Annotated in this window: 4 protein-coding genes; all 4 read right to left on the reverse strand. The window is 39.8% G+C overall.

Features of this window, described 5'->3' with window-relative positions; translation table 11 throughout:
• A partial coding sequence (locus tag BIZ39_RS20140) for a hypothetical protein (protein WP_187447871.1) occupies window positions 1-1,247 on the reverse strand: 1,247 nt, incomplete at its 3' end.
• A 20-nt stretch (window positions 1,248-1,267) separates the two neighbouring features.
• Entirely contained in the window at window positions 1,268-1,579 is a 312-nt protein-coding gene (locus BIZ39_RS20145) for a hypothetical protein (RefSeq protein WP_187447872.1), read from the reverse strand.
• Between the two features lie 33 nt (window positions 1,580-1,612).
• Window positions 1,613-4,516 carry a type I restriction endonuclease subunit R gene (locus BIZ39_RS20150; RefSeq protein ID WP_061095825.1) on the reverse strand — a complete coding sequence of 968 codons (2,904 nt, stop codon included), beginning with the start codon at window positions 4,514-4,516 and terminating at the stop codon, window positions 1,613-1,615.
• Window positions 4,517-4,540: 24 nt separating this feature from the next.
• Window positions 4,541-5,411, reverse strand: an 871-nt coding sequence (locus BIZ39_RS20155; RefSeq protein ID WP_187447873.1) for a restriction endonuclease subunit S, incomplete at its 5' end; no start/stop codon positions are given.

The raw sequence follows: 5,411 nt of genomic DNA on the forward strand, positions 1-5,411 counted from the left end.
TTCTTGACGGCTTCAGTCACAGCTATTTCTTGCTTCTTAGCATTACTACTCTCAATTTCTCTGACTAAATCCAGAACCGTTTCATCCGTAAAATCGTCGCCCGCCTCAACAGAAATTTCATTTACAGCTTTAAGTAGATTTTTGTTGTAGCGAACAGATTCAACAGTGTCACGTGTTATTGTTCCATCATCGCTCAATCTATTAAACCGCTGTAAAAAATTTTCCCAGACACTGTCAGCTCTGTTTAAGGTTGCATAAGCATTGGATACTAGTGACTGTACAGGTAGTTCAGAATAGATATCTTGGTGCTTTAACCAGAATATAGTTGTTAACCAAGTATCAGAGATAACGATTGGAATACCGGATTCTATATCCTCAGAAAGGTATCTGTTGGCATGTTTAACAAGAGAAGAGTTAGGTGTTACAAACACCGAGAACTTTTCACTAAGTGTGTTTATTACTTCCCCACTTCTTGAGTTATGAACACGGGAAATACAAACAACATCATGCTCAATCCCCTTTTTAGACTCTACGTTTACAGCTCTATTCTTTTGTAAGTGTTCTTCTAATCCCGACTCATCGCATTGATAATTATTATCTACTTTCCATCCATACTTAACATAAACGTTATAGTTACTTAATGTCTTTTCGAGCAACGCCTGTTCTGTGTCAAGCCGTGGAGCGTCAATATCTTTACTAATAAAAAGTTGTAAGGTTGAAGGATTGAAAGCATCCGCATTCCCTCTTTTCAGGTCCCTCTTCCATGCTTCGAAGAGTCCTTCAATCTCCTGCAGGGTTTTATCGAATATGCGTATATTCACCTCGAGCATATTTAATAGTTTTAATAGCTCTTCCATGGCGGTCTGGCTTAGTCTTCCACTATAACCGAGTAAAGCGATAATAAGTGGCGTATCTAAGAATACCGTAACGTTTTTATAAATCTTTTTGTTCGAGCTTTTCGCTTTTTTATCAGCAAAAAATAAATAGTTTGCCAAGACAACGCCTTTCAAGACAATTTGAAGGTCTTGCCAATTCCTTGTATTTCCTTGATATTGAGCTGCAATGTAACTTGCGACTAACTGCTTCTCATTTTTTATGTCAAAGTCTTTACCAAACTTGCTCAAGCGATTTGAATCTAGTAGTGATGAGACGTTATTCTCAATAAATCTAAGTAGTATAGTTTCACTATACTCTTTGGTTATTCTCCTTGAGTATTTGCCGTGAACAAACTCAACAAAATCATTCAAGACATTATCAAGTGAGACTTCTAAAACCTGTTTATTTTTTTGTAATCAACGCGATATGGTTTCAATTTCTCAACATTTGGTAGGTACTGTTTTTGTTCAACTTTGACCAGACCTCTTTTTTTAGCTCTTACAAGCAAAACCTTAACAACAGCTTCGGGCGGTTTAAAACCAAATTTATCCTTAAAAGCTTGTGCAACATCCCGGATATCAAAAGGAATTTTTTCTATCTCTAATATCGTATTTGCCAAAAATGGGATATATAAATCAATCTCGTCATTAAAATCATGTGCTTTCAATGACTCCAACAACGCCAAATTAACTAATGAACTCAACAGTCCGCCTCCTGCAAATTGGTTCCAATCATCCTAAACACCACCATAAAACGTATTCACAAAGTCTTTCAGCTTTTCGGTAAGGCGCGGTATGACTTTCTTTCGCTGAAGTATGCTGGGTGGTTTCTCCATGAGTCCTGCCACTTCTTCACGCAAAGGTTCTTGGTTGTTGTAAATCATTCGTTCAACAACATCTTTCATGCGTTCTGGAACGAGTTGCTCTTCTACTGCAATTTGCTTTGTCGCCTTTTCTTTCTCGACTTCCCAGTACGCTACAAATGCGTCGTCTACTTCTTCGGCAGACTTAACATTAGGCAGGTTTTCTTTAATAAATTTGTCGATGAGCTCCTGTTTACTTCTTAGGTTAGGATCACCGTTCACAGCTTGCATCAATACCTTGTACTGATACTGGTACTCTTCTTCCGACTCGGTTTCTTTTAACTTACTCAGGAGTTTCAGTATGTAGGCAACGTTTATCTCATCCATCGCCAGGAGTTCGAGTTCGAAGTCGACATCTTCCAGAACAGACACCTTTTCTTTGGCATTATTCGTCTTCACTTTGTCGTGCAAGTCGAGGTACTTACTCTTGAAATCTTCGAACTCTTGTTCACCTATTCGCACGTCGTCAAAGCTAAAATCTGCAAAGCTTTCCAGAATATTCCTCAAGCGCATTAACTCGCGAAACGCCTTAATGTATTCCAGTTCCTGATTTTCATCTTCCAGACTGTCGACGCTTTCAGGATCAGGGGCGATAGCCAAAAGGTTGCCAAAGGCTTTGTTGAAGAGTTTTACGAACTCGTCATACGGCGGCATGATTACAGTGTCTTTAGCGTCTTTGTTTGAAAACAGAGCAAGAGCTTCATCTGTGCGCTTTTTGAGGTTGCGGAAGCACACAATATTACCTTGTGACTTTTGCTCGTTAAGAATTCGGTTGGTGCGAGAATATGCCTGTATTAAACCATGATATTTGAGATTCTTATCGACAAACAGAGTATTCAAGGTTTTGCTGTCAAAGCCTGTAAGGAACATGTTTACTACCAACAATATGTCTACCTTACGCTGGCGAACTTTCTTTGAAATATCGTTGTAGTAGTTATAGAAAGACTCGCTGTCTTTAGTGGTGTAACTACAACTGAACATTTCGTTGTAATCACCGATAAACTGCTCTAACTTATCGCGGCTGTGACTATATACAGCTTGAGGTTCCGCCACCTTATCTAAGTCGTTATCGTCTAATCCATCCGCGTCGGGATCTTCTTCATTGGCTGCATAAGAAAAAATGGTCGCAACTCGTAAGTTATGTTTTCCTTGCGCTTTCTTTTTTGCAAACAGTTCGTAGTACTTTATCAACGCAGGAACGCTTGATACGCAAAACATCGCCGTAAATTCTCGGCTATGAGTCTTACGGTTATGTTGAGCAATGATGTAATCAACAATTTTTTCTAACCGAATCTCTGAGTCCATCAGCTCTTTGGTGTCGATACCTTCAACTTCAATGTCTATCTCGTTTGCACTATCTTTCTTCTTGTACCTGCCGACATACTCAACGTTAAACTTAAGTACGTTCTCATCTTTAATCGCATCGACAATGGTGTATTTGTGCAGTGGCTTATGAAACAAGTCCGTTGTTGTGTATTTGCGAGATGATTTCGAGACGGCGTTTTCCACAAAAATCGGCGTACCAGTGAAACCAAACATTTGATGATTAGTGAAGAACTGGCTGATTTTTTGGTGGGTATCACCAAACTGGCTTCGGTGACACTCGTCGAAGATAAAGACAATATTTTTATCTTTCACCGGCTCCATTCGTTTAGAGTAACGCTTGTGGCTAATGGCGTTGTTAAGCTTTTGAATGGTCGTAACAATTAGCTTAGTATTACGTTGCTCATTGACCTTTTCAGCCGCAACCGGCGCATCGGTAAACTGATCCACGAGTAATTTTGTGTTATCCGTACTATCCACACACCCTTTCGAAAAACCATTAAACTCTTTGCTGGTTTGGTAGTCGAGATCCTTGCGATCAACAACAAACACCACTTTTTGAACTTGACTGTCGCCTGTAAGCAATTGGGCCGTTTTGAAAGAGGTTAAGGTTTTACCTGAGCCCGTTGTATGCCAGATGTACCCATTCATCTTATCCGTGGATTGCGCATTTGCAATTAAAACTTGGCGTTCAGCAACGCGTTCGATAATCGCTTCCGTTGCATATATCTGGTACGGACGCATCACCATGAGAATACGGTCAGTCTCATTTAATACCACGTACTTCGTGATCATATCGGTGAGATGATTAGGCGTTAAAAACACCTGCGCAAATTCAGTCAGTTCACTGTAACGTTTAGTATTTAACTCATCTGCCCAGAAGAACGTTTGCTTAAAGCTTTGTTTGCGGTTGTTAGCGTAATACTTGGTGTTCGCTCCGTTTGATATAACGAATACCTGAACGTACTGAAACAGGCCATCTTCTGCCCAATACGAGTGGCGCTGATAACGGTTTATCTGATTGAAAGCTTCCTTTAATTCAAGTCCTCGGCGCTTAAGTTCGATTTGTACCAAAGGCAAGCCGTTCACCAGAATAGTAACGTCGTAACGGTTCTTGTAACGACCTTCTACGGTAACTTGCTGAGTAACCTGAAAGTGATTTTGCTTAACATCTTCATCCAGAAAACGGATATAACCAGTGGTGCCATCGTCCTTGTTGATTTGCAGTCGGTCACGAAGAATCTTGGCCTTATCGAACACATTACCTTTCGCTAAGGCGTTACGAATTTGCTTTAGCTCAGTATCGCTAATATCAAAACCGTTGAGCTTAGAAAGCTGAGCTTTCAGGTTTGCCTGCAACGATTTGATATCGGTGATTTGAACGCGTTCAAAACCTTGCTTCGCAAGTTGTGCGACGAGCTTATTTTCTAATTCTTGTTCCGACTGATAGGCCACATTTACTCCTTGTACACCGTCATCCTAGACAAACATCTGCTGTAACAACCCTTTTTTAAAGGTCTGAGTAAGCTCTATTTGTTCTTTTACCAAACTTAACTTTTTATCGAGAGTATTAATAAAATGAGAAATCTTTCTTTGTTCCTCGATACATGGGAATGGAAGCTTAATTTCTGAAAAGTATTTATAGCTTAGAATTTTACCATCTCGAATACCCTCTAAGCGTCTCTTCATTTCTTGGATAAATCTGCCAGTCTTTAAGTAGTATCGATAAAAGTCGTCATCAATCGAAATAGATGGCCTCAATATGATGTAAGCGGGACTGCATATTCCCCTATATCTTGAATACTCGATGCCACCTTGGAAGCTTCTTAGGCTAATTATATAGTCGCCTTTTTCAACAACTTTGTAACTTGCCACACTGCCATCGGTAACTTGTACTTGGTAGTTAATTAAATCACGGGGAATAGCTCCATATTCCTGTGTAATAGCCAATATTGGCAGGTCGGAGTTGTGATTTTTATTTGAGATAGCATCAAAAACTTCATTCCCTTGCTTCCATTGCCAATCGGAGAAATCGTTACCTATCTCATCTTTAAAACGAATTTCCTGCTTGAATAGCTTTTGCATCACACCTTTTTTGTATTGCTCCAACAAGTCAAGCTTTTCATTAAGTAAGGATAGTCGCTTATCAATCTCATTTAAAAAATCTGCGACTTTTTCTTGCTCTCTCAAGGAAGGTAAGTTCAGCCTTAGTTCATTAAAGTCTTTCTGTCCTAGCGTTTTGTTTCTTCCCGCACCACCAGGGGAAGCTAACCCTAGAAGGTGCCGGCCTCTATTTGTAAGAAAATACCAAATGATGTAATCAAGATTAGCATCGACTACCTCGTACATT

It is taken from the genome of Alteromonas sp. BZK5, assembly GCF_014349115.1.
GTDB classification, from domain to species: Bacteria; Pseudomonadota; Gammaproteobacteria; order Enterobacterales; family Alteromonadaceae; genus Alteromonas; species Alteromonas macleodii.